21 protein-coding genes and 1 tRNA gene are annotated in these 25,443 nt (G+C 73.4%); 12 read left to right on the plus strand and 10 right to left on the minus strand.

Annotation, left to right across the window (positions count from 1 at the left end; translation table 11 throughout):
* Positions 1 to 50: 50 nt before the first annotated feature.
* Positions 51 to 1,373 (minus strand): NsdA family TPR-like regulatory protein, encoded by a 1,323-nt coding sequence (locus tag T328_RS13650; protein WP_496496377.1) that lies wholly within the window; start codon positions 1,371 to 1,373, stop codon positions 51 to 53.
* Positions 1,374 to 1,677: 304 nt separating this feature from the next.
* On the opposite strand from T328_RS13650, the gene T328_RS13655 reads away from it, so the two are divergent.
* Positions 1,678 to 2,052 (plus strand): hypothetical protein, encoded by a 375-nt coding sequence (locus T328_RS13655; RefSeq protein WP_496496270.1) that lies wholly within the window; start codon positions 1,678 to 1,680, stop codon positions 2,050 to 2,052.
* Between the two features lie 132 nt (positions 2,053 to 2,184).
* A complete protein-coding gene (locus tag T328_RS13660; RefSeq protein WP_496496271.1) occupies positions 2,185 to 3,042 on the plus strand; it encodes a spermidine synthase in 858 nt (285 codons plus the stop codon).
* 21 nt (positions 3,043 to 3,063) lie between these two features.
* On the opposite strand, the gene T328_RS13665 is transcribed toward T328_RS13660, so the two are convergent.
* Entirely contained in the window at positions 3,064 to 3,669 is a 606-nt protein-coding gene (locus tag T328_RS13665; protein ID WP_496496272.1) for a hypothetical protein, read from the minus strand.
* Positions 3,670 to 3,823: 154 nt separating this feature from the next.
* Here T328_RS13665 and T328_RS13670 point away from each other — a divergent pair, with 154 nt between their 5' ends.
* Together T328_RS13670 and T328_RS13675 are read left to right on the plus strand one after the other, a co-directional pair.
* Positions 3,824 to 4,525, plus strand: a complete 702-nt coding sequence (locus T328_RS13670; protein ID WP_496496273.1) for a response regulator transcription factor — start codon at positions 3,824 to 3,826, stop codon at positions 4,523 to 4,525.
* 7 nt (positions 4,526 to 4,532) lie between these two features.
* The gene (locus T328_RS13675; protein ID WP_496496274.1) at positions 4,533 to 6,188 is read left to right on the plus strand and encodes a HAMP domain-containing sensor histidine kinase; all 1,656 of its coding nucleotides are present in this window, start codon (positions 4,533 to 4,535) and stop codon (positions 6,186 to 6,188) included.
* Between the two features lie 296 nt (positions 6,189 to 6,484).
* On the opposite strand, the gene T328_RS13680 is transcribed toward T328_RS13675, so the two are convergent.
* The 4 genes from T328_RS13680 to T328_RS13695 form a co-directional block, all read right to left on the minus strand.
* The gene (locus T328_RS13680) at positions 6,485 to 7,903 is read right to left on the minus strand and encodes a GH1 family beta-glucosidase (RefSeq protein ID WP_496496275.1); all 1,419 of its coding nucleotides are present in this window, start codon (positions 7,901 to 7,903) and stop codon (positions 6,485 to 6,487) included.
* Positions 7,904 to 8,030: 127 nt separating this feature from the next.
* On the minus strand, positions 8,031 to 8,924 hold the full coding sequence (locus T328_RS13685; RefSeq protein WP_496496276.1) for a carbohydrate ABC transporter permease: 894 nt from the start codon (positions 8,922 to 8,924) through the stop codon (positions 8,031 to 8,033).
* 10 nt (positions 8,925 to 8,934) lie between these two features.
* Positions 8,935 to 9,936: a carbohydrate ABC transporter permease gene (locus tag T328_RS13690; protein ID WP_496496277.1), complete on the minus strand. Its 1,002-nt coding sequence runs from the start codon at positions 9,934 to 9,936 to the stop codon at positions 8,935 to 8,937.
* Between the two features lie 11 nt (positions 9,937 to 9,947).
* A complete protein-coding gene (locus T328_RS13695) occupies positions 9,948 to 11,120 on the minus strand; it encodes an ABC transporter substrate-binding protein (protein ID WP_496496378.1) in 1,173 nt (390 codons plus the stop codon).
* A gap of 444 nt (positions 11,121 to 11,564) precedes the next feature.
* On the opposite strand from T328_RS13695, the gene T328_RS13700 reads away from it, so the two are divergent.
* Positions 11,565 to 12,620, plus strand: coding sequence for a LacI family DNA-binding transcriptional regulator (locus tag T328_RS13700; RefSeq protein ID WP_496496278.1), 1,056 nt, complete (start codon positions 11,565 to 11,567; stop codon positions 12,618 to 12,620).
* 802 nt (positions 12,621 to 13,422) lie between these two features.
* Entirely contained in the window at positions 13,423 to 15,729 is a 2,307-nt protein-coding gene (locus T328_RS13705; RefSeq protein WP_496496279.1) for a glycoside hydrolase family 9 protein, read from the plus strand.
* A 347-nt stretch (positions 15,730 to 16,076) separates the two neighbouring features.
* Here the strand turns inward: T328_RS13705 and T328_RS13710 are convergent, their stop codons facing one another.
* Positions 16,077 to 16,250 (minus strand): hypothetical protein, encoded by a 174-nt coding sequence (locus tag T328_RS13710; RefSeq protein ID WP_496496386.1) that lies wholly within the window; start codon positions 16,248 to 16,250, stop codon positions 16,077 to 16,079.
* A 142-nt stretch (positions 16,251 to 16,392) separates the two neighbouring features.
* On the opposite strand from T328_RS13710, the gene T328_RS13715 reads away from it, so the two are divergent.
* A complete protein-coding gene (locus T328_RS13715; protein WP_496496379.1) occupies positions 16,393 to 16,650 on the plus strand; it encodes a hypothetical protein in 258 nt (85 codons plus the stop codon).
* Positions 16,651 to 16,689: 39 nt separating this feature from the next.
* Positions 16,690 to 18,504 carry a glutamine--fructose-6-phosphate transaminase (isomerizing) gene (gene glmS / locus T328_RS13720; RefSeq protein WP_496496280.1) on the plus strand — a complete coding sequence of 605 codons (1,815 nt, stop codon included), beginning with the start codon at positions 16,690 to 16,692 and terminating at the stop codon, positions 18,502 to 18,504.
* A gap of 457 nt (positions 18,505 to 18,961) precedes the next feature.
* Here the strand turns inward: glmS and T328_RS13725 are convergent, their stop codons facing one another.
* Positions 18,962 to 19,483, minus strand: coding sequence for a universal stress protein (locus T328_RS13725; RefSeq protein ID WP_496496281.1), 522 nt, complete (start codon positions 19,481 to 19,483; stop codon positions 18,962 to 18,964).
* A gap of 864 nt (positions 19,484 to 20,347) precedes the next feature.
* Between T328_RS13725 and T328_RS13730 the strand changes: the two genes are divergently transcribed.
* The 3 genes from T328_RS13730 (at position 20,348) to T328_RS13740 (ending at position 22,426) form a co-directional block, all read left to right on the plus strand.
* Positions 20,348 to 21,658 carry a helix-turn-helix domain-containing protein gene (locus T328_RS13730; RefSeq protein WP_496496282.1) on the plus strand — a complete coding sequence of 437 codons (1,311 nt, stop codon included), beginning with the start codon at positions 20,348 to 20,350 and terminating at the stop codon, positions 21,656 to 21,658.
* Positions 21,659 to 21,663: 5 nt separating this feature from the next.
* The gene (gene orn, locus T328_RS13735) at positions 21,664 to 22,272 is read left to right on the plus strand and encodes an oligoribonuclease (protein ID WP_496496283.1); all 609 of its coding nucleotides are present in this window, start codon (positions 21,664 to 21,666) and stop codon (positions 22,270 to 22,272) included.
* Positions 22,273 to 22,353: 81 nt separating this feature from the next.
* A tRNA-His gene (locus T328_RS13740) sits at positions 22,354 to 22,426 on the plus strand.
* Between the two features lie 144 nt (positions 22,427 to 22,570).
* Here the strand turns inward: T328_RS13740 and T328_RS13745 are convergent.
* Both T328_RS13745 and T328_RS13750 read right to left on the minus strand, forming a co-directional pair.
* Positions 22,571 to 23,329, minus strand: a complete 759-nt coding sequence (locus tag T328_RS13745; protein WP_496496284.1) for a DUF899 family protein — start codon at positions 23,327 to 23,329, stop codon at positions 22,571 to 22,573.
* Positions 23,330 to 23,431: 102 nt separating this feature from the next.
* Positions 23,432 to 24,004: a CGNR zinc finger domain-containing protein gene (locus tag T328_RS13750; RefSeq protein ID WP_496496285.1), complete on the minus strand. Its 573-nt coding sequence runs from the start codon at positions 24,002 to 24,004 to the stop codon at positions 23,432 to 23,434.
* Positions 24,005 to 24,084: 80 nt separating this feature from the next.
* On the opposite strand from T328_RS13750, the gene T328_RS13755 reads away from it, so the two are divergent.
* The gene (locus T328_RS13755) at positions 24,085 to 25,389 is read left to right on the plus strand and encodes an MFS transporter (protein ID WP_496496286.1); all 1,305 of its coding nucleotides are present in this window, start codon (positions 24,085 to 24,087) and stop codon (positions 25,387 to 25,389) included.
* The last annotated feature ends 54 nt before the right edge of the window (positions 25,390 to 25,443 follow it).

Consider the following 25,443-nt stretch of genomic DNA (forward strand, 5'->3'; position numbering starts at 1 on the left):
GAGCCAGAAAGACGCTGAATGATCCGGAGAGGTTGCCCCGCGCTGCCGGATCAGGCGGAAATCAGCCTGATGTTCATCAGGAACGCGTCCACCTCGGAGCAGCCCGACCAGCGCCGCAGCCGGTCCGCTGTGCCGCCGAGCATGGCCCGTACGCGCGCCGACCGTACCGCGTCCAGGAGCGCGAGCGCCCGCCCGCTGGCCGTCGCCGCCTCGTCGGGCCGGCCGGCGGCGGCGAGGTTGGCGGCCAGCTCCGCGGTGAACAGGGCGGTGTTGCGGGCGAAGTGCGGGTCCTGCAGGAATACGGCGCCGCGGGCGCACTCGGCGGCGCGGCGGTGCTCGCCGAGCGCCGCCCAGCACTGCGCCTCCAGGCCGGTCAGCTCGGCTTCTCCGTAGAAGGACATCCACTCCGGCCCCTCGTCCGCCGCGCCCCGGGAGAACAGGTCGCGGGCGGCGGTCAGCGCCTCGTGGGTCGCGGCGCGGTCGCCGAGCAGCGCCCAGCCGCCGGCCTCGCGGGCGGCGAGCAGCGAGCGCAGCCGGTCGGAGCCAAGTTCGGCGGCGGCGCGGCGGCCGGCCTGGGCGGCGCGTACGGCCTCGTGCGGGCGGCCGGCGTCGCGGGCGAGGAAGGCGGTGTTGGAGAAGGCGTGTGCCTCCAGGGCCGGGTCGTCGGCGAGCCGGGCGGTGGCGAGGGCCTCGGCGTAGTGCGAGCGGGCGTCGGCGTAGCGGCCGGAGTCGTGCGCCAGCCAGCCGACGGAGAGGGCCAGTTCGCCCGCGGCGCTGTGCAGCCGGTCGGCGCCGGCGCCGGGGCGCAGGGCCGCCTCCGGGAGCAGGGCGCGGGCGGTGCGCAGCGTCCGGTCGGCGCGGACGTAGAGGTCGTCGGCGCCGTGCCGGTCGTCGTGCAGCCGGATGCGGCGCACGGCCTCGGCCACGGCGGCCTCGGGGAACCCGGGCGTACGGGCCGGGAGGGGCACGGGGGGCGGGAGAGCCGCGAGGGCGGGGAGAGGGCGGAGGGCCGGGGGCGTCGGCGGGTCGTCGGGCGGGGCCGGCGGCACGGGCTTCTCCGGGTCGCCGGAGGGCGTGGGGGGCATGGACGTGCGCGGGGGCGCACTGCCGGTGCCACGCGCCCTTCGGCCGCGTACCGCCTCCCGCGGCTCGAAGCCGAGATCCGCCAGCGAGCGGCCCGGGAACAGGTGCCGGAACACGCGCTCGTACGCGTAGTTGGGACACCGGATCTCGCCGGACTCGACGCGGCCGACGTAACGCGCGTCACAGGAGACCTGCTCGCCGATCTCCCGCGCGGCCCGCCGCACCGCGGCGGCGAACTCGCCCGGTGAACGGCTGCCGCGCAGTTCGCGGAAGGCGGTGTTGGGGCGCAATCGGCCGGATGGGGCGGCCACGTCCGCTGTCCCTCCCTCGTGTCGCTCTCTTGCTCGTCTCGCTTGTGTCGCTCTGTAACTACTGATCTGCAACTGCCCGGTGCCGCGCGGCGCGGCTCGACCGTACCCACGGTGCGTGCACCGCCACGGAGAGTCTGCCGACATGCGGGACCCGCCACCCCCGATCCGCTATAAACCGCCATCCTTTGCGGCGACCTCACGCCGTGCCGTTGACGCGGGCGGAGCGTTGGATGTGCAGAGGACGGGGGCACGACGAACGGGGACTGGATGAGGAGGGGTTCCTGTGCCGGACACCGGCGGGGAGACCACAGGCGGTACAAGGGCCGCCGCGGACCCGTGTGACCTGGTCACCGTCCCGGCCAGACACGGCCTCGAAGCGGTCGACATCCTCCGGCTGCGCACGGCCGTCGGGCCCGTGTTGCATGACGGCGGCGTCGACACCCTCGGCTTCCTCGTGCCGCCGGGGACGGCGGAGCGCTGGGACCTGCCGGGCAGCGCGTGCGCCCCGACGCTGCGCCGGGGGCCGTCCGTGCCGCCGGTGGCGGGGACGCACTGGCTGGTGCCGCCGGAGGAAGCGGCGCCGGTGACGGACCCGGTGCTGCTGGCGGCGGCGCTGTGCGAGGCGGCCCGCACGATCGAGGCCGCCGACCGCTTCTGAGCCGTCCGCGCCCGGGAAGCCCGCTGCTGGGCCGTCCTTCTGCACTGTCCTTTTTGCGCGGTCCGTTCCCGGGCAGCCCGCCGCCGCTCGACCCGCGCGGCGGGCCCGGCGGGCGCGGGGGATACTGGGCGGGTGGCCAGGCAGAGGTCGCGCGGCGGGCGCAGCCCCGTCGTGGTGGACGTGGACGGCGGCACCGCCGAGCTGCGCCCCGACCCCGACCGCCCGCGCGCCTGGATGCTGCTCCTCGACGGCGCCCCGCAGTCCCACGTCGACCTCGACGACCCGACGCACCTGGAGTTCGAGTACCAGCGCCGCCTCGGCCACGCCGTCGACCTCGTCGCGCCCGCCGGCCGCCCCGTGCACGTCCTGCACCTCGGCGGCGGCGCGCTGACCCTGCCGCGCTACGTCGCCGCCACCCGCCCCCGCTCCGTCCAGCAGGCCGTCGAGGTCGACGGCCGGCTCACCGCGCTGATACGCGCCGAACTGCCGCTGCCCGAGCGGGCCCGGATCCGGGTGCGGAACGGCGACGCCCGCGCGGTGCTCGCCAAGGTGCCGGACGGCTGGGCGGACCTGGTCGTCGGGGACGTCTTCCGCGTCGCGCGCACCCCCGCGCACCTGACCACCACGGAATTCCTCGGCGAGGTGCGCAGGGTGCTGCGCCCCGGCGGCGTCTACGCCGCGAACCTCGCCGACGGGCCGCCGCTCGCGTACCTGCGGGCGCAGACCGCCACCGCCGCCGCGGTCTTCCCCGAACTGTGCGCCATCGCCGCCCCGGCCGTCTGGCGCGGCCGGCGCTTCGGCAACGCCGTGCTCCTCGCCTCCGCCGTCCCGCTGCCGGTCGCCGAGCTGACCCGCCGGGCGGCCACCGACCCGCAGCCCGGCCGCGTCGAACACGGCCGCGGGCTCCGGGACTTCGCCGCCGGCGCCCGGCCGGTGACGGACGCCACGGCGACGGACTCTCCGGCGCCGCCGCCGGAGGTGTTCTCCTAAGGAGAAGGGCGAGCGCGTGCGTTACGTCGCGTACTCGTTCGTCTCCACCCGCGGTGCGCTGTCGTGCCAGGTGCAGATCACCGACGTCCGCCGGTCGCCCGCGAGGAAGTCGACGCGGATCCACGTCGTCTGCTCCCACGTCTGCATCTGCCACCCGGCCTCCGGCGTCGCCGACACCAACTCCGCCGAGCCCGCGGCCATCTCGAACGTCACCCGCCCGCCGGCCACCGGATACGTCCGCACGTCCCCCGTCGCGGTCTCCGCCGGCCGGTCCTGCTGTGCCGCGCCGCCCGCGGCGTCGTCGGAGCTGCCGGAGCTGCCGGAGCTGCCGGAGCTGCCGGAGCTGCCGGGATTGTCCGTACGCTCCGGCTCCGCCGAACTCTCCGTGGCCGGCGGGGCCTCCGACGCCCGTGTCGGCGAGGGCATCGGCCGCTCCGTGGCCGTGCCGACCCACGACGGCGGTTCCGACGACGACTCCCGCGCCGACGGCGCCCGCCCCGACAGCGGCACCGTGTGCGGCCGGTCGGAGGTGCTGTCCAGCACCAGCCGGACCCCGAACCACGACACCGTCACGGCCACCAGTGTCGTCAGGGTCCACGCGAGCGCGTGCACAAACCTTCGACGCATCGGTCATATCCTGCCGCACCCGCCCCCGCGGTGCCGCACGCCCGCCGGAACCGCTTGCCCGCGCGCCCCCCTCGGGTGCGCGCGCGCCCGCCCGACCGGTACCGCGTCGTCGACGGGGCGGCGGGCACCGCGCTTTTGGCGTACGTTGCCGGGCATGGCAAGCGTGCTCGTGGTGGAGGACGACCCGTTCGTGCGCTCCGCGCTGATCAGGCATCTGACGGAGGCCGACCACACCGTGCGCAGCGTGGGCACGGCGCTGGAGGCGCTCCGCGAGGTCGCGCACCACGGCTTCGACGTCGTGATCCTCGACCTCGGGCTGCCCGACCTCGACGGGGCCGAGGCGCTGAAGATGCTGCGCGGCATCACCGACGTGCCGGTGATCGTCGCCACCGCGCGGGACGACGAGTCCGAGACCGTACGCCTGCTCAACGACGGCGCCGATGACTACCTCGTCAAGCCCTTCTCCGTCGAGCACCTGCAGGCCCGCCTCGGCGCCGTGCTGCGCCGCGCCCACGGCCGCGCCGCCGCCCCGCCGCCGCGGGAGCTGCGCGTGGGCGGGCTCGCCATCGACCTGCGGCGGCGCCGGGCGGAGCTGGACGGCCGGGAACTGGACCTGACCCGGCGCGAGTTCGACATGCTGGCGTTCCTCGCCGAGCGGCCCGGCGTGGTCGTACCCCGCCGGGAGCTGCTGTCCGAGGTGTGGCGGCAGTCGTACGGCGACGACCAGACCATCGACGTCCATCTGTCCTGGCTGCGCCGCAAGCTGGGCGAGACCGCCGCCAACCCCTGCTATCTGCACACCCTGCGCGGCGTCGGCGTGAAGCTGGAGCCGCCGGCCGGGATACCGCAGTCATGAGGCAGCCATGAGGTGGGCGCTGGTCAAGGTGTGCCTGGCGGTCACGGTGATGGTCGTGGTCGCCTTCGCCGTGCCGCTCGGCCTCGTCGTCAGGGAGATGGCCCGCGACCGGGCGCTGACCAACGCCGAGCGGATCGCCGCCGGCATCGGCCCGGCGCTGGCGATCACCACCGACGCCGAGCAGCTGGAGCGCGCGGTCGGCAGCACCGAGGCCGGCGCGGACGGGCGGATCGCGGTGCACGTGCCGCGCGGCAGCGCGGCGGGCATGCCGGCGGTACGCCTCGGGCAGCCGCGCGCCGGCGCGGCCGATGTGGAGCGCGCCTCCGGCGCGGGCACGTCGTCGCTGGTGGCCGTCGATGGCGGGCACGCGCTGCTGCAGCCCATCGCCGTCGAGGGCGACCGGGTCGCCGTCGTGGAGGTGTTCGTGCCGGCGGGGGAGCTGACGGAGGGCGTGGCGCTGGCGTGGCTGGTGCTGGCGGGTGTCGGGCTGGCGCTGGTCGCGGGCTCCGTCGTGATCGCGGACCGGCTCGGCACCCGGATGGTACGGCCCGCGCGCCGGCTCGCGGGCGCCGCGCACGACCTGGGGGAGGGCAGACTCGGCGTACGGGTCGAGGAGTCGGGGCCGTCCGAACTGCGCTCGGCGGCCGTGGCGTTCAACTCGATGGCCGACCAGGTCGCGCTGCTGCTGGCCAACGAGCGCGAGCTGGCCGCCGACCTCTCCCACCGGCTGCGTACCCCGCTGACCGTGCTGCGGCTCAACGCCGCCTCCCTCGGCGACAGCGGCGCCGCCGAGCAGACCCGGCAGGCGGTGGCGCAACTGGAGCGCGAGATCGACCAGATCATCGCTACCGTGCGCGAGCAGCGCGGCCGGCCCGCCGGGCAGCAGGCGGCGGCGGTCGTCGGCTGCGACGTCTCCGCGGTCATCAGTGAGCGGATGGAGTTCTGGTCGGCGCTGGCCGAGGACGAGCGGCGGTCCGCGCGGCTGGCCGGGGCCGACCGGCCGGCGCAGGTGCCGGTGGCGCGCGCCGAGCTGGTCGCCGCGATCGACGCGCTCATCGGCAACGTCTTCCGGCACACCCCGGAGGGCACCGCCTTCTCCGTCGACGTGCACCACGCCGGCGACGCCGTCATCGTGCTCGCCTCGGACGCCGGCCCCGGCATCCCCGACCCCGAGGCGGCGCTGGCCCGCGGGCAGGGGCAGGGCGGGCCGGGGTCGACGGGGCTGGGCCTGGACATCGTGCGGCGGGTCGCGGAGTCGACGGGCGGGGACGTACGGATCGGCCGGTCGGTGCTGGGCGGCGCGGAGATCCGGCTCTGGCTGGCGCGGCGGACCGGGCCGGCCGCGGCCGGCGAGCGCCGCCGGCACCGGGTGGTGCGCCGGCGGCGCGGCCGGGCGGGGGCGGGCGCGGGAGCGCCGGGCGCGGGGGACGGGACGGGGGGCGCGGACGGGACGGCGGCCGCGGGGGACGGAGCCGGGACGGCGCGTGCGGGCGGGGGCACGAGTACGGCGAAGGCCAGGGGGACGGCGCAGGGCAGGGGCACGGCGAGGGACAAGGGCCGGGGGACCCGTACGGGCAAGGGGGCCACGGGGACGGATACGGGAGCCCCGGGGACGGGCACGGGGACCGCCGCGGACGCGAGCGCGGGTGCGCGACGCGCATAGCGCGGCGACGGCCCCCGCCCCCTGAAAGGCGCCGGCGCGCCGCGCCGGCCGCAGGCCCCCGCCCGTCACGCGGCGGCCTCCGTCCGGCCTGCGACGGCCGTTGCCCTCCCCGGTGGCGCCCACCGGGTCGCCGTCCGGTGGGCGCCGGTCTCTCGGGCACCCGTCTACCGGGTGCCGGTCTCGCGGGCGCGGTGCTGTCCTGCGTAGTGCTGCCCGGCCCGGGTCCGTCCGGCGGGGATCCGCCCGGCGCCGGTCCGCGGGGCGGCGCGGCGCGGCGCGGCGCGGTGCGGCGCCCGTCAGAGGTCGAGCGCCGGCAGCACCCCCGCGCGGATCAGGTCCGCGTACCAGTTCGCGCTGGACTTCGGCGTGCGCCGCTGCGTCGTGTAGTCCACGTGCACCGCGCCGAACCGCTTGGCGTAGCCGTACGCCCACTCGAAGTTGTCCATCAGCGACCACAGGAAGTAGCCCCGCACGTCCGCGCCCTCCCGCATGGCGCGGTGCACGGCGCCGATGTGCCCGTGCAGGTACGCGATGCGGTCCGGGTCGTGCACCGAGCCGTTGGGCTCCGGCTTGTCGTCGTACGCCGCGCCGTTCTCGGTGATGTACAGCGGCAGGTCCGGCGCGTCCGCCGTGAACCGCAGCAGCAGATCCGTCAGGCCCGTCGGGTCGACGGTCCAGCCCATCGCGGTGCGCTCACCCGGCGGCTGGTGGAAGGCGATGTGGTCCGCGGCCGGCCAGGGGGACTGCGCGCCGCCGCCGTGGCCGTCGGCGCGCTCGGGCTTGGCGTCGCCGGTGACCGCGGAGACGACGGTGGGCGTGTAGTAGTTGAGGCCGATCGAGTCCAGCGGCTGGTTGATGAGCGGCAGGTCCCCGTCCCGTACGAACGACCAGTCCGTCAGCCGCGCGGTGTCGTCGAGCAGGTCCGGCGGGTACGCGCCGTCGAGCATCGGGCCGGTGAAGATCCGGGTGGCGAGTGCGTCCACCTGGCGGGCCGCGTCCCGGTCCGTCTCGGAGTCCGTACGCGGGCGTACGACCGCGGGGTTGAGGCTCACGGAGATCTGGGCGCGGGCAGGCAGCTCGGCCCGCAGCGCGTCGGTGGCGAGCCCGTGGGCGAGGTTGAGGTGGTGCGCGGCGCGCAGGGCGGCGACGGGGTCGGTGCGGCCGGGGGCGTGCACCCCGGCGGCGTACCCGAGGAACGCGCTGCACCAGGGCTCGTTCAGCGTGGTCCACATCTCGACGCGGTCGCCGAGCGCGTCGCCGACGAGGCGGGCGTAGTCGGCGAACCGGTGCGCCGTGTCGCGCTCCGGCCAGCCGCCCGCGGTCTCCAGCTCCTGCGGCAGGTCCCAGTGGTAGAGGGTGAGGACGGGCTTGATGCCGGCGGCGAGCAGCTCGTCGGCGAGCCCGCGGTAGAAGTCGAGCCCGCGCTGCACGGCGGGGCCGCGGCCGGTGGGCTGGACGCGCGGCCACGACACCGAGAAGCGGTACGCCTTGACGCCGAGCCCGGCCATGAGGCGTACGTCCTCGGTGCGCCGGTGGTAGTGGTCGACGGCGACGTCTCCGGTGTCGCCGCCGGCGGTCTTCCCCGGGGTGTGCGAGAAGGTGTCCCAGATGGAGGGGGTGCGGCCGTGCTCCTGCGCGGCGCCCTCGATCTGGTACGCCGCGGTGGCGGTGCCCCACAGGAAGTCCTCGGGGAAGGTGGCGGTGGTATCAGACATCTGGGAGCGCTCCCAATCTCAGCAGTGAAGAACGTCGTGGACAAGGGGGTCGGTCGGGTCGCGAGGGTCCCTGACTGCGGTTGTGGGCGGTCCGGGCGAGGCGCGGGTATGGATGCTCAAAGCCGGCTCAGCCCTTGACCGCGCCCTGCATGATGCCGCCGACGATCTGCTTGCCGAACAGCAGCAGGAGCAGCAGCAGCGGCAGCGTACCCAGCAGGGCACCCGCCATGATCACGGACTGGTCCGGGTTGTGGCCGCGGGGCAGGCCGGTGAGCGCCACCTGCACGGTCGGATTCTCCTGGGTGAGCGCGATGATCGGCCAGAAGAACTCGTTCCATGCGAAGACGAAGGTGAGCATGCCGAGCACGGCCATGGCGGGCCGCGCCGCGGGGAAGACCACGTGCCAGATGACGCGCACGCTGCTCGCCCCGTCCACCCGGGCGGCCTCGATCAGCTCGGTCGGCAGCGCCTGGATCAGGTACTGCCGCATGAAGAACACGCCGAAGGCGCTGACCAGGAACGGCAGGATCACCGTCTGCAGCTGGTCGATCCAGCCGAGCTCCGCGATCGCCATGTACAGCGGCACCACACTCAGCTGCGGCGGCACCATCATGGTGCCGATCACGAGCAGCAGCAGCAGGTTCTTGAAGCGGAACCGCAGCTTGGCGAAGGCGAACCCGGCCAGGGTGCCGAAGAGCACGGTGCCCGCCGCGATCGTCCCGGCCACGATGGTGGTGTTCAGCAGCGCCAGGTCCATGTTGGCATCGGTCCAGGCGGTCTCCATGTTGGAGAAGAGGTTGCCGCCGAACCAGAGCGGCGGGGGCGTCTCCGCCAGCCGCGCGTTGGTACGGGAGGCCGCGATCGCGGTGTAGATGAGCGGGCCGATCGAGATGGCCGTGAAGAGCGCCAGGACGGCGTACGTCAGCTTGCCCGCCCGCTGGTGGCCGCCGGCCTCGCCGGCCCGCGGCCCGCGTCGGCGGCGCGTGGCCGCCGGGGGAGCTGTCGTCTTGAGCAGTGCCATGAGCTCTCCTTCAGCTCTTCCGCAGACGGCGCGCGATCAGGGCGTTGAGGGCGCCGATCACCACCAGGATCAGGAACATCACCCAGGCGATGGCCGCGGCCCGGCCCAGGTGCAGGTTGCGCCAGCCCTGTTCGTACAGGTACAGGCCCAGCGTCTGGAACTGGTGGTCGGCGCCGCCGGTGGCCCCCTTCGTCTCGTCGAACAGCAGCGGTTCGCCGAAGAGCTGTACGGAGCCGATCGTCGACACCACGATGGTGAACAGGATCGTGGGCCGCAGCGACGGGATCGTGACGTGGCGGAACTGCTGCCAGCGGGACGCCCCGTCGAGTGAGGCCGACTCGTACAGATCCTGTGGCACCGCCTGCATCGCGGCCAGGTAGATCAGGGTGTTGTAGCCGGTCCAGCGCCAGATCACGATGCTGGCGACGGCGATCCGCGAGGTCCAGTCACCGGCCTGCCAGTCGATCTCGTCGACGCCGAACAGGCCGAGCACCCAGTTGATCATCCCGTAGTCGCGGCCGTAGAGCATGGCGAACACCAGCGTCGCCGCCGCCACACTGGTGGCGTACGGCGCCAGCATCGCCACCCGGAAGAACGCGGAGGCGCGCATCTTGTAATTGAGCAGGTGCGCGAGGCCGAGCGCCATGAGCAGCTGCGGGACCGTGGAGAGCACGGCGAGGACGAAGGTGACCCACAGCGAGTTCCAGAAGAAGTCGTCTTCCAGCAGCCGGCTGTAGTTGTGCAGGCCGGCCCACTCCATGTCGGTGGGGGCGGTCAGCTCCACCCGGTGCAGCGACGCCCACGCGGTGTAGATCAGCGGAAAGAGCCCGAACGCGGCGAAGAACAGGAAGAACGGCGAGATGAAGGCGTAGGGGCTGAACTTGGCGTCCCACCGGTAGCGGCGGCTGCGCCACGTCTTCCGCGGGTCGCGGGCGGCGGCCCGCTTCGCGGGCGGGGCCGCTCCCCCCTCCGCGGAGGGGGGAGCGGCCGCGGTCGAACCTGTCTGCGTCATGGATTCTTGTCTCACTGGTCCAGCGCGTTGTCCACGGCGTCGACCGTGGAGTCCCAGGCGCCGTCGGCGTCTTCCTTGCCCTGCTCGACCAGCCGCAGCCCGTTGGCGATGTTCTCGGCGATGACCTGGTCCTTCGGGCCGATCGTCTGCACCGGAGTGCCCTCGGCGGCGGCCGAGAAGATCTCGCCGATCGGGGCGTCACCGAAGTAGTCGTTCTTGGCGCTCTTGACCGTGTCCATCTCGTACGCGGCCGGGGTGCTGGGGAAGCTGCCGCGCTTCTCGAAGAGCGTCGCCTGCTGCTCGGGTGCGAACAGCCAGGCGACGAACTTGGCCGCCTCCTCCTTGTTCTCCGCCGCCTCGGGGACGCCGAAGAAGGAGCCGCCCCAGTTGCCGGGGACGGGCGCCTGGGCGACGTCCCACTTGCCCTTGGCGTTCTCGCCGCCCTTGTCGGCGATGTAGCCGAGCATCCACGGCGGGCAGGAGATGGTGGCGAAGTCGCCGTTGCTCATCGCCTGGTCCCAGCCCTTGGTGAACTGCTGGAGGTTGCCCGTCAGCTTCTCCTCCGCGGCCGTCGAGGCGATGTCCCAGGAGTCCTGCACGCCCTGGCTGTCCTTGTAGATGACCTCGCCGTCCTCGTCGTAGTAACGGCTCTCGGTGGAGGACACGGCCGCGTTGTACACGCCGCCGGCGGCGTCGGCCCAGGCGACGCCCTCGGGGGCGTTCTTCTGGAAGTCGCGGCCGGCGTCGAGGTACTTCTGCCAGTCGCCCTCCCACAGCTTCGAGACCTCGTCGCGGTCGGTGGGCAGCCCGGCCGCCTTGAAGTGGTCCTTGCGGTAGCAGACGGCCATCGGGCCGATGTCGGAGTCCAGGCCGACGAGCTTGCCGTCGGCGGCGGAGCCCTGCTGCCACTTCCAGGGGAGGTAGTCGTCCTCGGAGACGCCCTCCACCTCGGAGAGGTCCATGAACTTGTCGGCCTGGGTGTCGACGATCTCGGCGATGTTGGCGACCTCGATCGCCTGGACGTCCGCCAGGCCGCTGTTGCTGGTGAGATGGTTCAGCAACTGCGGGTAATAATTCTCGTTCCGCTCGATCACCGTCTCCTTGATGGTGATGTCCGGATTGAGCTTCTGGTACTCCTCGTAGAGCCCGGCCTCCTTGAAGCCGAAGGTGCCGAAGAGCCCCATGGTGATGGTGGTCTTTCCGCCACTTCCGTCCCCGGAGCCGGATTCCGAGCCGCCGTCTTCTTCATCGCTCGCGCACGCGCTGAGCAACCCGGTTCCCAGAGCGGCTGCGGCCAGCAGGCTCACGGCCCGTCGCGTGGTGCGGTAACTGCGCACTGCATCCTCCTTGCGCCCTGACGCGTGCCGCATCTGCCGGAGGTGTGCGAGGGGGAAAGGCGCCGGCGGCTCGGGCGGGCTTGTCGTGCGGGTTCTCTATGGGTCGAGTAGAGTGGGAGCGCTCCCATAAGTGATTGGTTGAAGGGTGGCCCGTCGGCGATGGGGGTGTCAAGTGACCGGACATCTCGACTGCGCGCCGTTACGCGGCTGTTAGCTTCGGCGCAGGCCGCGGACGGTGGCCGGGGGCGAGAATCGGACAGGCAGCAGACAGCCATAACGCGGGAGGGTGGAATGGCGGTCAGGGATCGGCGTACGCCGGTGGCGCGCGGCGGGCGCGGCGGGAGGCCGACGCTGGAGCAGGTCGCCGCGCGAGCCGGGGTGGGCAGGGGGACGGTGTCCCGGGTGATCAACGGATCGGACCAGGTCAGCGAGCAGGCGCGGACGGCCGTCGAGCGAGCGGTCGCGGAGCTGGGGTACGTGCCCAACCGCGCGGCGCGGGCGCTGGCGGCCGGCAGCGCGGACGCGGTCGCGCTGGTGATCCCGGAGCCGGAGACCCGGCTGTTCTCCGAGCCGTACTTCTCGGACATCGTCCGCGGGGTGAGCGCGGAGCTGGCGGAGACGGACAAGCAGCTGCTGCTGACGCTCATCCGCTCGCCGCGGGAGCGGGAGCGGCTGGCGGCGTATCTGAGCGCCGACCGGGTCGACGGCGTGCTGCTCGTCTCCGTGCACGAGGGCGACCCGCTGCCGGAGATGCTGGCGGCCATGGGGCTGCCGGCGGTGCTCAACGGCCGCCGGGCGGCGAGCGAGGCCGTGCCGTACGTCGACTCGGACAACACCGGCGGCGCTCAAGCAGCCGTCGAGCACCTGATAGGGCGCGGGCGCGAGGCGATCGCGACCATTACCGGCCCTTCTGACATGTACGTCGCCAGCTGCCGGCTGGCGGGCTACCGTCAGGCGTTGAAGGCGGCCGACCGGGACGAGGACCCCGGGCTGGTCGCCGTCGGCGACTTCACCGAGGAGGGCGGCCGGCGGGCGATGGCGGAGCTGCTGGAGCGGCGGCCGGCGCTGGACGCGGTCTTCGCCGCCTCCGACGTGATGGCGGCGGGTGCGCTGCAGGTGCTGCGCGCCGCGGGCCGCGCGGTGCCGGACGAGGTGGCGGTCGTCGGCTTCGAGGACTCGCCGGTCGCCCGGCACACCGACCCGGCGCTCACCAGCGTCCGGCAGCCCACCGAGGAGATGGGCCGGGCCATGGTGCGGGTGCTGCTGGAGGGCATCGACGCCAAGGACGGCGCGGAGGGGCGGCACGTGGTGCTGCCGACCGAGCTGGTGGTACGCGCCTCGGGCTGAGGCGGCGGCCCTCCGCCGGGGCCGAAACGGACGGGGCGGGCCCGGTTGTTGGGCCCGCCCCGTACGCGTGCGCGGGCGGCCGGTCCTCGGGCCGGCACCGGGCAACCGCCCCGTCCGCGGGCCGACTTCTGTCCGAAGCCTTGACAGGTGCGGAACCCTTCGGGAAATTGGGAGCGCTCCCACACTTCAAGACTTGCACCTCCCTCCCGCGAGGCGAGGACGGGGTCGTACCACCAGCCCACCCCCGTCCGGTCTGCTCAGCCGGGTCGGGCGCACAAAGGCCCCGTGCGTCCGGCCCGGCTGTCCCCCCACGCATGCCCCTCGCGCGACCGCACGCCCGAACACCTGCCCGCACCAGGAGGATTCGTGCACGCACCCCCCACACCCGACCCGCCCGCACGGCGGTCGCGGAGACCGTTTCCCACCGCCACCACCACCGGCACGTACAGCGACGCTCCGCCCGCCGTCGCGTACGCCGCCGGGCGGCCGGTGCGGGGCGCGCAGCCCTGACGCCGGCGCGCGTCCGGTGCGTACGCAGGAGTCCTCCGTCCCGTACGCACCGGACGCGGCACGACCGCGGGTTGAACCCGCCTCCGAGGGGCGCGGCCGTGACCACGAGGGGTGCGGCCGCGCCCCGCTCGCCCCCCACAAACCCCTTGCGCGAGTTCCCGGACGGACTTAGTCGTGATCGTGTCGGCACTTTGCGCCACCGGCGCACTGATGCGGCAGAACACCGTTTCCGCTGGTCCGGGATCCGATTCCGCCCCGTCCTGAATGACTGGGCATCCCCGAAAGGGCTGAGATGAAACGGCACCTACCCCGTGCCCTCGCCGCCGCACTGGTCGCCGGAGCGCTCGCCGCGCCCGGCGGCGCCGCCGCGGTGGCCGACGAGGGCCCCGAGCTGATCGTCAACGGCGACTTCGCCGCCGGCGCCGAGCCCTGGTGGTGGACACCGGAGAGCCCCGGCGCCGTGGTCGACGGGCGGCTCTGCGCCGACGTGCCCGCCGGCACCACCAACCCGTGGGACGCCATCGTCGGCCAGAACGACCTGCCGATCGCCGCCGGTGAGACGTACGCCCTGCGGTACACCGCGACCTCCACCGCACCCGTGACCATCCGCACCAACATCCAGCAGGCCGTGGATCCGTGGGCCCAGTTCTTCTCCTCCCCGGACCAGGTGACCGACACCGCGCAGACCTTCGAGCACATCTTCACCGCCACCGCCGCGGACGCCGCCGCCCAGCTCGCCTTCCAGGTCGGTGGCGGTGACGACACGGCGTACACCTTCTGCGTCGACGACGTCTCGCTGCGCGGCGGCGCGGAACAGCCCCCGTACGACCCGGACACCGGCTCGCCGGTGCGCGTCAACCAGGTCGGCTACCTCACCGGGGGGCCGAAGAACGGCACCTTCGTCACGGAGGCCACCGAGCCGCTCGACTGGACGCTGAGCACCGCCGACGGCACCGAGAAGGCGAGCGGTACCACCGTGCCCGCGGGCACCGACCCGACCTCGCTCAAGAACGTGCACACCTTCGCCTTCGGCGACTTCACCGAGGCCGGCGAGGGCTACACCGTCACGATCGACGGCGAGACCAGCGAGCCGTTCGCCATCGGCGACGACCTCTACGGCACGTTGCGCACCGACGCGCTCGCGTACTTTTACCACAACCGCAGCGGCATCGAGATCGACGCCGCCCTGGTCGGCGAGGAGTACGCCCGGCCTGCCGGGCACGTCGGCGTCGCGCCCAACCAGGGCGACGACGACGTCCCGTGCCAGCCGGAGGTCTGCGACTACACCCTGGACGCCGCGGGCGGCTGGTACGACGCGGGCGACCACGGCAAGTACGTCGTCAACGGCGGCATCGCCGCCGCGCAGGTGATGAGCGCGTACGAGCGCACGCTGACCACCGAGGGCGCCGACGGCGAGCCGATCGGCGACGGCAAGCTGGCCGTGCCCGAGCGCGGCAACGGCGTGCCCGACGTGCTCGACGAGGCGCGCTGGCAGCTGGAGTTCCTGCTCAGCATGCAGGTGCCGGCGGGCGAGGAACTGGCCGGCATGGCGCACCACAAGCTGCACGACGACCAGTGGACCGGTCTGCCCCTGCTGCCGCACGAGGACCCGCAGCTGCGCGAGCTGCACCCGCCGTCCACCGCCGCGACGCTCAACCTCGCCGCCACCGGCGCGCAGTGCGCGCGGTTGTACGCGGGCTATGACGAGACGGCTGCGTTCGCCGACCAGTGCCTGGCCGCCGCCCGCACCGCGTACGACGCCGCCGAGGCGCACCCGGACATGCTGGCCGACCCCAACGACGGGACCGGCGGCGGCGCGTACAGCGACGGCGAGGTGAGCGACGAGTTCTACTGGGCCGCCGCCGAGCTGTACCTGTCCACCGGTGAGGACGCCTATCTGCAGGACGTGCTCGGCTCGCCCCTGCACGGCGACGCCGCGGCGGTCTTCCCCGGCGGCGGCATGTCGTGGGGCGCCACCGCCGGGCTCGGCGCGCTGGACCTGGCCACCGTCGACAGCGGGCTGACGGACGCGCAGCTGGGTGTCGTACGCGGCATGGTCACCGACGCCGCCGACGGCTACGCGGCCGACGCCGCGAGCGCCGCCTACGGCGTCCCGTACGCCCCCGACGGGGGGCGTTACGTCTGGGGCTCCAACAGCCAGGTGCTCAACAACATGGTCGTCCTGGCCACCGCGCACGGCCTCACCGGCGAAGCGGGCTACCGCGACGCCGTCCTCACCGGCCTGGACTACCTGCTGGGCCGCAACCCGCTGAACCAGTCGTACGTCACCGGCCACGGCGAGCGCGCCTCGAAGAACCAGCACCACCGGCACTGGGCCAACCAGCTCGACCCGAGCCTGCCGAACCCGCCCGCGGGCGCGCTGGCCGGCGGCCCGGACTCGCAGCTGGAGGACCCGGTGGCGCAGCGGGAGCTGACCGGCTGCCCGCCGGCGATGTGCTACATCGACGACATCGAGTCGTACTCGACCAACGAGGTCACGATCAACTGGAACGCCCCGCTCGCCTGGATCGCCGGCTACGCCGACGACCTCGGCGCCGGAGGCGGCGGCGCCTCGAAGGAGGTGAAGCCCCGCGGCTGACGGCACCTGATCCGCGCCCACGCAGAGTCCGTGCGCCGCCGGGGTGGTTCCTCCCGCCCCGGCGGCGCACGTGTGGGGTCGCGCGGATTAAGCGCCTCCGATGCGTTCCTCAAGAGAGCCTTAAGCCTGGCGCCCGGCGTCCCTATTGGGCGCATTGCCCGAGTCGAGGTCACTAGCGTGCGTAGCGTTCCTCGGGACGGCGCGGAGGCTTACGGTCTCCAGCCGTGCCGAGCGGTGCGGGCCGTCCCCCCACCGCCTCCCCTCCGCGGTCTCCGCGGCCAGCCGCGGACCGGCAGCCGCCGAGGGGAGGCGGGCCCGTGCTCCCCGTTCAGGGGTTCACTCCCGCGTCACTCCCAGGGCACCTGGGCCGAGCGGTAGAAGTCGATCCCCATCGCCTCCCACCGCGGGCCCTGTCCCACCAGCCGGTCCCGGTAGCCGTCCCAGCCGAGCTTCGCGGCCGGGACCAGCCCAGTTCGGCGGCGCCCGCGGCGCGGGGGAGTCCGCAGGCGGTGACGTCTCACGGTGGTCCCTTGCAGGCTGATGACATGGACATTCCAAACGCGGCAAGGCGTGTAGAGCAATCTGGCGGAGGAAAGGAGTGATCCCTGCCCGATTCCGGGCAGATTTCTTGCGTAAGTGATGATCATCAAGCACTATCTACGGATGCACGACGACCTGATCGACCACCTGATACGCAGTGCGCCGCTCAGCCGCGGCGAAGCCGCGCGGGTCGTCCAGGACGTCCTCGCCTACTTCGACGAGACGACGCCCGCGTTCGTCCGCCGCCGCCACCGCGAGCTGCGGGCGGACGGCCTGGTGAACGACGCGATCTTCGACCGGATCGCCCGGGAGCTGGCGCACCGCGCGGTCGCGCCGCCCGAGCTGACCCGGCGTCAACTGCGCCGCATCGTCTACGGCTGACCCTCCCTCCCCCGGTCCACGCGACAGGAAGCGAACGATATGTGCGGAATCGTCGGTTACATCGGCAAGCGTGACGCGGCACCCCTGCTCCTCGAAGGGCTCCAGCGGCTGGAGTACCGGGGCTACGACTCCGCCGGGGTGGCCATCGCCGCCCGCTCCGGCGCGCTCAAGACCGTCAAGGCCAAGGGCCGGGTACGGGACCTGGAGGCCCGGCTGCCCAAGCGCTTCGCCGGCGCGACGGGCATCGCGCACACCCGCTGGGCCACCCACGGCGCCCCCAGCGACGCCAACGCACACCCGCACCTGGACGAGTCCGGCAAGGTCGCCGTCGTCCACAACGGCATCATCGACAACGCCGCCGACCTGCGCGCCAAGCTGGCCGCCGACGGCGTCGAGCTGGCCTCCGAGACCGACACCGAGGTCCTGGCCCACCTCATCGCCCGCTCCGCCGCCGGCACCCTGGAGGAGGCTGTCCGCGAGACGCTGCGGCTGCTGGAGGGCACGTACGGCATCGCCGTGCTGCACGCCGACCACCCCGACCGCATCGTCGTCGCCCGCAACGGCTCGCCGGTGGTCCTGGGCATCGGCGAGCGGGAGATGTTCGTCGCCTCCGACGTCGCCGCGCTGGTCTCGCACACCCGCCAGGTCGTCACCCTCGGCGACGGCGAGATGGCCACCATCAAGGCCGACGACTACCGCACGTACACCACCGAGGGCTCGCGCACGTCGTCCTCGCCGGAGACGGTGGAGTGGTCGCCCGAGTCGTACGACATGGCCGGCCACGACACGTACATGCACAAGGAGATCTGCGAACAGGCCGACGCCGTCGACCGGGTGCTGCGCGGGCGCATCGAGGACCGGTTCTCCACCGTCCACCTCGGCGGCCTCAACCTGGACGCGCGCGAGGCGCGCGCGGTGCGCCGGGTGAAGATCCTGGGCTGCGGCACCTCGTACCACGCGGGCATGATCGGCGCGCAGCTGATCGAGGAGCTGGCGCGGGTGCCCGCGGACGCCGAACCGGCCAGCGAGTTCCGCTACCGCAACCCGGTCGTCGACCCCGACACGCTGTACGTCGCGGTCTCCCAGTCCGGTGAGACGTACGACGTGCTGGCCGCCGTGCAGGAGCTGAAGCGCAAGGGCGCGCGGGTCCTCGGCGTCGTCAACGTCGTCGGCTCGGCCATCGCCCGCGAGACGGACGGCGGCATCTACGTGCACGCGGGGCCGGAGATCTGCGTGGTCTCCACCAAGTGCTTCACCAACACCGTCGTCGCCTTCGCCCTGCTCGCCCTCCACCTCGGCCGCATCCGCGACCTGTCGGTCGCCGACGGCCGCCGCGTCATCGAGGGGCTGCACCGGCTGCCGGACCAGATCGCGGAGATGCTGCGCGGCGAGGACGAGATCCGGGCGCTGGCGAAGGAGTACGCGCACGCCAGGTCGATGATGTTCATCGGCCGGGTCCGCGGCTATCCGGTGGCCAGGGAGGCGGCGCTGAAGCTGAAGGAGGTCAGCTACATCCACGCCGAGGCGTACCCGGCCTCCGAGCTGAAGCACGGCCCGCTGGCGCTGATCGAGCCGGAGGTGCCGACGGTGGCGATCGTGCCGGACGACGAGCTGCTGGAGAAGAACCGCGCGGCGCTGGAGGAGATCAAGGCCCGCGAGGGCCGCATCCTCGCGGTCGCCCACCGCCGCCAGGAGAAGGCGGACCACACGATCGTGGTACCCCGCAGCGAACCGGAGCTGGACCCCATCCTGATGGGCATCCCGCTCCAACTCCTCGCGTACCACACGGCCCTGGAGCTGGAACGCGACATCGACAAGCCCCGCAACCTGGCGAAGTCGGTGACGGTGGAGTAGCCCATGAACGCCCGGTGTTGACGAAGCCGCGCCCCGCGGCGCAGCCGCGGGACCTCGGTTGCAAGGTGAGGAGTCGGCGTGACCGGAGCGAGCGCACCCGCAACCCCGCAACGCCGGCGAAGCCCCGAACACCCGCGAACCCCCGGCGCACAGCGAGGAACCGGCGCCACCCGACCCCGCGCCGCCCCGCCGCCCCTCAGCGGGAGGCGAAAGAGCGGCCCTCTGCGCGTGCCACCACGTCGCGCAGAGGGCCGCCTCCCCTGTGCCGGCGTCGCCCAATACGCCGGCGGTGCCGCTGCCGTGCCGGGGACCGTCACCTCCCGGTGGGCAGCGCGTCGTGTCCCCTATATGCCCCTCACAAATTCACAACCCACATCTACCAGCGAGTAAATTTCTCCCGCCGTACGGGACCGCACCCGCACCCGGCGCCACCGGCGCGAACACGCGCCCGGGGCGGCTACGGCACCACGACGACCGGCCGTTGGGCCCGGCGGGCGAGGCGGCCGGCGACGGAGCCGAAGATGCGGCCCACGATGCCCTGGGTGGAGCCGACCACGATGGCGTCGGCCTCGTACTCCCGGCCGACCTCCTCCAGTTCGTGGCAGATGTCGCCGCCGCGCTCGACCAGGATCCACGGCACGTCGGAGAGGTAGTCGGCACAGGCGAGTTCCAGCCCGAGTACCTCGGTGCGGTGGTCCGGTACGTCCACGAAGACGGGCGGCTCGCAGCCGGCCCAGACGGTGGTGGGCAGCCGGTTGGCCACGTGCACGATGATCAGGCCGCAGCCCAGGCGCCGGGCCATCCCGACCGCGTAGGCGAGGGCGCGTTCGCTGGAGGTGGAGCCGTCGAAGCCGCAGACGACGCCGTGCTTGAACGCCGGATCGCAACCCTGGCGCGGCTCGGCCGCCGCTTCCAGGTCCGCCAGTGGATCGGCGACCGGCTTGCGGTCCGCGGGTTCGGGGATTTCGTGACCGGCCATCGGTGTCTCGGCGTAGGGAATCCTCGTGACTGGAGGGACTCGGATGCTGTGTCCGGGAATCATCTTCCCAATCCCGTACATCAAGGGTACGGCGACACTACCTCCCTTGCCCAGGCTCGGGCGGCAGTATGCCGGGTGGCCCCGGCGCACGGTTCACAGGAGCATGCCCGAGTGCGGCGCCCCGCGCAATGCCGGCCCGGGCCGGGCGGCGGCCCGGCGATCGGCCGCGGGCGCGGCAAGGGGGCGCACGGGCCCGGCGCTCACGGATCCGGAGTCCGGCCTTCGTGCCGCCCCCCACGCTTCCGTGCGCTCTCACCGCGCCCCCGGGTGCGTCGTCGCCGCCGCGAACGCGAACGGGCCGTCCGCGCCGGGGACGCGCCGCAGGACACGGCCGGGCCGAGGCGCTCACCGGCGGTTTCGCGACTCCGTCCGGTCTCCGGTCCGGGCCCGCGCGGAGAACCGCCGGTAACCCGATCTTTTCGGCCAACTTCCCTTCTGCACACTGGAGTTGCGAGACTCAAGGCTGGAACGTTCCGGGCTCGGGGGGCTGGGGGCGCAGTCGGGGCGCAGGAGCCGTGCACGTCGGAGAACCGGAGGGGGTGGCCTTCCCTGTTGCGTGAACCGGTGACACCGTTCGGGATCGAATGCTTCACGCCAAGTTTCCATGTCGACATAGAGGTAGGGCCGAACCTGTCCCGCGTGTCACACAAGACACGCTTTACCTGTCGATATAGATGCGGGGCTGAACCTGTCTGGTCCGACGTGCAGGACACAGTAGATTTGATCTTGGCCGAGAGACCGAGATCGTCTCGGGGGTGTAGGTGCGGGACGCAGAGGGAGAGAGAAGCGAGGGGGCTTAGCGTCATGAGCCAGGACTCCACCGGAGCGGGCGCAACGATCCGGTCCGGCGGGCCACACGCACCCGAGGCGGCGGGCGCCGCGGCACGCGGTGAGGCACCACGCCCGCCGCGCCGGCGACGAGAAGTCGTCGCCGTGCTGCTGTTCAGCGGTGGCCCCGTCTTCGAGAACTCCATTCCCCTCTCCGTCTTCGGAGTCGACCGCCAGGACGCCGGCACCCCCCGGTACCGGCTGCTGGTCTGCGCCGGTGAGGACGGCCCGCTGCGCACCACCGGCGGCCTGGAGCTCTCCGCCCCGTACGGGCTGGAAGCGCTGGCCCGGGCCGGCACCGTCGTCGTACCGGCGTGGCGCTCGATCACCCAGCCGCCGCCCGCCGCCGCGCTGGAGGCGCTGCGCCGGGCGCACGAGGACGGCGCCCGCGTCGTCGGGCTGTGCACCGGGGCGTTCGCGCTCGCCGCGGCCGGGCTGCTCGACGGCCGCCCCGCGACCACGCACTGGATGTACGCGCCGACGCTGGCCAAGCGCTACCCGTCGGTCCACATGGACCCGCGCGAGCTGTTCGTCGACGACGGCGACATCCTCACCTCGGCGAGCACGGCCGCGGGCATCGACCTCTGCCTGCACCTGGTGCGCCAGGACCACGGTGCGGAGGCCGCCGCGGCGCTCTCCCGGAGGCTGGTGGTGCCCGCGCGGCGCAGTGCCGGCCAGGAGCGCTACCTCGACAGGTCTTTACCCGAGGAGATCGGCGGAGACCCGCTGGCGGAGGTCGTGGCCTGGGCGCTGGAGAACCTGCACGAGCAGTTCGACGTGGAGATTCTCGCCGCCCGTGCGTACATGAGCCGACGCACGTTCGACCGGCGGTTCCGCACGCTCACCGGCAGCGCCCCGCTGCAGTGGCTGATCACCCAGCGGGTGCTTCAGGCGCAGCGGCTGCTGGAGACGTCGGACTTCTCCGTGGACGAAGTGGCAGGGCGGTGCGGTTTCCGCTCGCCCGTCGCGCTGCGCGGGCACTTCCGCCGCCAGCTCGGCTCCTCCCCGGCCGCGTACCGGGCCGCCTACCGCGCCCGTAACCCCCAGGCCGTACCGCCGCCGGAGCCGCCGACGGTGCCCGCGCCACGGCGCCCGCAACCGCCGCCCGGCGGCGGCGCGGGCGGGGGCACCGCGGGCGGGGTCGTGGGCGGCGGCGTGGACGGCGCCGAGAAGCCGCAGTCCGACGCGTACGCCCCCGGGCACCCTGAGCCGCACCCGCAGCGGCACCGGGGCGCACTTGCGCGGCGCGCGACCGTGCCGGGGCAGCGTGACCGGCACGTAGGGTGAGGGCCATGAACGATCGGATGGTCTGGATCGACTGTGAGATGACCGGCCTCTCGCTGGTCGACGACGCGCTCGTCGAGGTGGCCGCGCTCGTCACCGACTCGGAGCTGAACGTGCTCGGCGACGGCGTCGACATCGTCATCCGGCCACCCGCGGAGGCCCTCACCTCCATGCCGGAGGTGGTACGCGCCATGCACACCGCCTCCGGCCTGCTCGACGAGCTGGCCGGCGGCACGACGCTGGCGGACGCGGAGCGGCAGGTGCTCGACTACGTACGCGCCTACGTACCCGAGCCCGGCCGCGCCCCGCTCTGCGGCAATTCCGTCGCCACCGACCGCGGCTTCCTCAACCGGGACATGCCGGACCTGGAGGGCCACCTGCACTACCGCATCGTGGACGTCTCGTCCGTCAAGGAGCTGGCCCGCCGCTGGTACCCGCGGGCGTACTTCAACAGCCCCGAGAAGGCGGGCAACCACCGGGCGCTGGCGGACATCAAGGAGAGCATCGCCGAGCTGCGCTACTACCGTGAGGCGGTCTTCGTGGCCCCGCCGGGCCCCGATTCCGACACCGCGAAGGCCATCGCCGCCCGGCACACGCCGGCGGCGGACGGGTCGTAGCACGACGGGGAAAGCCGGCGGCGGGCACCGTCGGCGACCCTGTACACTTCTAGTCGGCCGGTGCGGAAGCATCAGCTCACGGTGGGTGTAGCTCAGCTGGTAGAGCACCTGGTTGTGGTCCAGGTGGCCGCGGGTTCAAGTCCCGTCACTCACCCTCAGGGAAACGCAGGTCAGGCCCGGTACTCCGATGCGGAGTACCGGGCCTGACGGCTGTGTGGGAACGGTTGGGGGAGTGACAGGGGAGTGGATCCAGGATTCTGCTCCCGGTCCGCTCCTCGCGACGGCCGCCAGGCAGGGTTCACGTGCAGCAACCAGAGCCGCCCGCGCCCGCTTGATCGCTGTGAAGAGCGTCGTCATGGCCGGCGGCGATCCGTGCCCACTGCGCGGTCGGCCGTCCGTCGTGGCGGAACTGCTCGCCGAGCGTGGCGTACGGCTGCGGCCATCCTGCCGGCGAGTCCTCCCAGGTCTCCTGTCTGCCGTAGATGGTCATGTCGAGGATGCCGTAGGACGGCGCCATGGGTTCGACGCCCCGGCCCGTGGTCCAGTACGTCTCAAAGACCCGATCGCCGTCGCGGAGGTAACACGCCTTCATGCCGAAGTGCCGGCCGGCGACGAGCGGCTTGAGCGACTCCTCGGGCACGGAGTACCAGGGCATGTCCCAGCCCATGAAGCGGCGATAGTCGTCAGATTCTTCGAACGGGCCTTGGCAGAAGGCGGCGAAGGTGACGTCACGCTGGTGCAGATAGGACAGCTCACGGACCTGCCCGGTGAAGAAGGTGCAACCCTCGCACTGCTCGGCCGCCGGGTGCCCGTCGTGCCACATGTGGTACGAGGCGAACAGTTGGGTACGGCCTTCGAAGACGTCGATCAGGGGTACGGGCCCGTCGGCTCCGACGAGTGGGGCGGACGGGTCCACCTCGGTCATGGGCAGCCGCCGGCGGGCGGCGGCGATCGCGTCGCCCTCGCGGGTGTGGGCCTTCTCCCGGGCACGCAGGGCCTCGATGCCGGCCAGCCACTCCTGGCGAGGAACGGTGGGCGGTGTGTTCTCGGTAGTCATGCCCGTACCGACCCGGCGGCCTGCGAGAACTCATCGGTGCCGGCGAAACTGGAGCAGCGGTCTGACTGCCGCGGTGGCATGGCGGAGGAGCGCCACCCGTGCTCAGCCGGAGGACGCGGCGCGGCGGGCGGCGTAGGCGCGGGCCTTGGCGCGGTTGCCGCAGCCCTGCATCGAGCACCAGCGCTTGCTGCGGTTCTTCGATACGTCCCAGAACACCTCGTGGCAGGTGTGCTCCGCGCAGCGCTTGAGCCGGGCGTCGTCGCCGGTGACCGCCAGGGTGCTCCAGGCGATGGCCAGCTCCGCCACTGCCCGCTCGGCGCCCGTCGGGCCGGCGGTGGGGGCGAGGGTGCCGTCGGCGGTGATGCGTACCGGGAAGCGGGCCAGTGCCGCGTCGGCGGCCGCTGTGACGGTGCGGTCGGGGGTGTCGCCGACGTGGGTGCCGAGGTGTTCGCGGATGCCGGCGCGGAGGGCGACGCAGTCCGCGTGCAGGGCGGCGTCGACGGAGCCGTCGAGCGTGGCGTCGAGGGGGGTGGGGGCGGCTGGGGCGAGCAGGTCGCGGGCCGTCAGCCAGGCGGCCAGGTTCGCCGGGGTGCGCAGCACGTCCGTGCCGGCGTGGATGTCGAGGGTGTTGGCGAAGTCGGCCACCAGCTCGGCGGCCCGGGGCGGTGCGCGCATACGGACCACTTTACCGGCTATCGCGTTTGGTGGTAACTTCACCTCACCAGTAAACAGCTTTGGTGGTTAGGGGTGGGGTCATGGCGGACGCGTCCGCGGTGCTGGAGGGCGGCCGGGCACGGACGGCCCGGGATCCGGGGCGCCGCAACACCGCCGTGCTCGTCGCCTTCACCGCCGTGACGAACCTCGCCGACGGCGTCGTCAAGATGGCGCTGCCGCTGCTCGCCGTCCGTGCCGGCGGCTCCCCGGCGCAGGTCACCGGGGTAGCGCTGGCGATCTCGCTGCCGTGGCTGCTCGTCGCCCTGCACGCGGGCGTGCTCGTCGACCGCGTCGACCGGCGGCGGCTGCTGTGGGTGGTCAACGTGCTGCGGCTGCTCGCGATGGTGCCGCTGCTCGCCGCCGCCGCGAGCGGCGGGCTGTCCATCGGGCTGCTGGCCGCCGCCGGGGCGGCCATCGGCGTCGCCGATGTCGTCGCCTCCACGGCGGCCACCGCGCTGGTCCCCGCCGCCGTGCCGCCCGCCGGGCGAGACCGGGCGAACGCCTGGATGGCGGGGGCGGAGACGGTGTTCAGCGAGTTCGCCGGGCCGTTCGTCGGCGGGCTGCTCATCGCGCTCGGCGCGGGGTACGCGCTGGGCGCGACCTGGGTGGCGTACGCCGCCGCGGCGCTCGTCCTGCTGCTGCTCGTCGGGCGGTTCCGGGCGGGCTCCGTAGCGTACGAAGGGAAGGAAGCGGCGTACGAAGGGAAGGGAGGGGGCGCAGGGGCGGCGCCTTCGGCCACCACCGTCAACGGGCAGATCGCCGAGGGGCTGCGCTACCTCTGGCGGCATCGTCTGCTGCGCTCCCTCTCCCTCATCCTCACCGTGCTCTCCGGCACCTGGGGCGCCTGGCTCGCGCTCATCCCGCTGTACGCCACCCGCGACATGGGCCTCACCCCCGGCGCGTACGGGGTCCTGCTCAGCGCGCTCGGCATCGGCGGACTCCTCGCCGCCGTCGCCGTCACCCGGCTGAACCGGCTGCTGGGCCGCCGCCGCGTGATGCTCGCCGACCTCTTCGGCACCGCCGCGATGGCCGCCGTTCCGGCGCTCACCGCCGACGCGCGCGCCGTCGCCGCGGCGGCGTTCCTCGGCGGGCTCGGCGGCACGCTGTGGACCGTCAACAGCCGCACGGTCATCCAGCGGGCGGTGCCGGATGCGATGCTCGGCCGGTTCAGCTCCGCGAACCGGATGTTCGCCTGGGGCGCGATGCCGCTGGGCGCCGGGCTGGCGGGGCTGCTCGCCGAACTCGACGGAGCGCGGGCGGCGTTCGGTTTCTTCGCGGTGGCCTCGGCGCTGACGGTGCCGTTCTTCCTGCGGGCGGCGGCCCGGGGCGCGGACGCGCTGCGCTGAGCGCGTCCGCGGCGGGGGTGCCTGCGCTGACCGCTGTGGCGGCCCGGGTTGCCG

This window comes from Streptomyces sp. CNX435 (assembly GCF_059570575.1).

Bases quoted from the DNA above. Each gene is read 5' to 3' on its own strand.
- T328_RS13665 (WP_496496272.1), bottom strand. From the start codon at position 3,669: ATGCGTCGAAGGTTTGTGCACGCGCTCGCGTGGACCCTGACGACACTG.
- T328_RS13670 (WP_496496273.1), top strand. From the start codon at position 3,824: ATGGCAAGCGTGCTCGTGGTGGAGGACGACCCGTTCGTGCGCTCCGCG.
- T328_RS13675 (WP_496496274.1), top strand. From the start codon at position 4,533: ATGAGGTGGGCGCTGGTCAAGGTGTGCCTGGCGGTCACGGTGATGGTC.
- T328_RS13680 (WP_496496275.1), bottom strand. From the start codon at position 7,903: ATGTCTGATACCACCGCCACCTTCCCCGAGGACTTCCTGTGGGGCACC.
- T328_RS13685 (WP_496496276.1), bottom strand. From the start codon at position 8,924: ATGGCACTGCTCAAGACGACAGCTCCCCCGGCGGCCACGCGCCGCCGA.
- T328_RS13690 (WP_496496277.1), bottom strand. From the start codon at position 9,936: ATGACGCAGACAGGTTCGACCGCGGCCGCTCCCCCCTCCGCGGAGGGG.
- T328_RS13695 (WP_496496378.1), bottom strand. From the start codon at position 11,120: ATGGGGCTCTTCGGCACCTTCGGCTTCAAGGAGGCCGGGCTCTACGAG.
- T328_RS13700 (WP_496496278.1), top strand. From the start codon at position 11,565: ATGGCGGTCAGGGATCGGCGTACGCCGGTGGCGCGCGGCGGGCGCGGC.
- T328_RS13705 (WP_496496279.1), top strand. From the start codon at position 13,423: ATGAAACGGCACCTACCCCGTGCCCTCGCCGCCGCACTGGTCGCCGGA.
- T328_RS13715 (WP_496496379.1), top strand. From the start codon at position 16,393: ATGCACGACGACCTGATCGACCACCTGATACGCAGTGCGCCGCTCAGC.
- glmS (WP_496496280.1), top strand. From the start codon at position 16,690: ATGTGCGGAATCGTCGGTTACATCGGCAAGCGTGACGCGGCACCCCTG.
- T328_RS13725 (WP_496496281.1), bottom strand. From the start codon at position 19,483: ATGGCCGGTCACGAAATCCCCGAACCCGCGGACCGCAAGCCGGTCGCC.
- T328_RS13730 (WP_496496282.1), top strand. From the start codon at position 20,348: ATGAGCCAGGACTCCACCGGAGCGGGCGCAACGATCCGGTCCGGCGGG.
- orn (WP_496496283.1), top strand. From the start codon at position 21,664: ATGAACGATCGGATGGTCTGGATCGACTGTGAGATGACCGGCCTCTCG.
- T328_RS13745 (WP_496496284.1), bottom strand. From the start codon at position 23,329: ATGACTACCGAGAACACACCGCCCACCGTTCCTCGCCAGGAGTGGCTG.
- T328_RS13750 (WP_496496285.1), bottom strand. From the start codon at position 24,004: ATGCGCGCACCGCCCCGGGCCGCCGAGCTGGTGGCCGACTTCGCCAAC.
- T328_RS13755 (WP_496496286.1), top strand. From the start codon at position 24,085: ATGGCGGACGCGTCCGCGGTGCTGGAGGGCGGCCGGGCACGGACGGCC.